This window comes from Streptococcus sp. HMSC074B11, from assembly GCF_001808705.1.
Lineage (GTDB): Bacteria > Bacillota > Bacilli > Lactobacillales > Streptococcaceae > Streptococcus.
This window is the reverse complement of the sequence record NZ_KV794270.1, coordinates 1-1,038: the sequence shown is the minus strand read 5'-3', so window position 1 is coordinate 1,038 and position 1,038 is coordinate 1. Positions and strand designations below refer to the sequence as shown.

Genomic DNA, 1,038 nt, shown 5'->3' with positions numbered 1-1,038 from the left:
TCTTGTAACCTTGACTCTAGCTGGACATACGTTCGAGAAGAGAGCTAAGGACAACGAAACAAGTGTTACCTTTGAACCTACTGAGCTGCAAAAAGCTTACGATGGCAACAATGGTCTTCTTCCGAAAGGTGATGTAACAGCTAAATCTACAGTTGCTGGTCTCGATTCAGAAGTAACGACAAGTACGATTACTCTTGAACGTGTGAAACCAACAATCACCTATACTGTAACAGTAAATGGTCAGGAACCTAAGAAAGATAGCAATGGTCGCTATTTGTTCTATGCTGGAGATAATATCCAGATTACTTATACAGGTAAAGATAATAGTGGTAAATTGAAAACTTTGAAGGTTTCTGGTAATCGAAAAGATTTGACGGACTTCTTTGAAAACAGACCTGAATGGGGAACTGGTCCTATTACCAATATTATTAATACTTTAACCAATGATGACCAGACAACCTTTACCATCAATGCGATTTCTAATCAAAATCTTGCTTGGAAATCAGGAAATCACTGGGGACGTTGGCTCTATGCTACAGATCCGAGTGATAATGAAGTTGGTGTGGGAGAAATTGTTGTTCAACAAGATCAGTTGCAGAACTTGTTTAATAAACCTGCGATTGATGTGACTGAGGTCAAGGATAAAAATCATTTATCAGAATCTGATAAGGAAAAAGTTCGCGAATAGATTAGAAAAGCTCATGATAAGGTTGTTCCAAACGGTCGAAATCGTATTTCAAGCATTGATGTAAGTGACAGTGGTGTTGCAACAATTTACTATAAGGATAATGCCAAAGTGGCATCTGGTAGTCAGCCGTATGCACCAACTGTTTATAATCAAAACGAGACTGTTACGGATAACAAATATCGTTCTGAGTCCGCTTCAACTAGTGCTTCTGAGTCAGCGAGCACAAGTGCTATGACAAGTGCAAGTACATCAGCATCAACAAGTGCTATGACGAGTGCAAGTACATCAGCCTCAACCTCAGCCTCAACAAGCGCAAGTACGTCAGCATCAACAAGTGCATCGACATCAGC

The 1,038-nt window shown here is 39.9% G+C and carries 2 protein-coding genes; both read left to right on the top strand.

The window, feature by feature from the left end; all coding sequences use genetic code 11:
• Positions 1–688 (top strand): hypothetical protein (locus HMPREF2619_RS04340; RefSeq protein WP_186821488.1); only part of this gene is annotated, 688 nt, incomplete at its 5' end.
• A 108-nt stretch (positions 689–796) separates the two neighbouring features.
• Positions 797–1,038 (top strand): hypothetical protein (locus tag HMPREF2619_RS11155; RefSeq protein ID WP_186821487.1); only part of this gene is annotated, 242 nt, incomplete at its 3' end.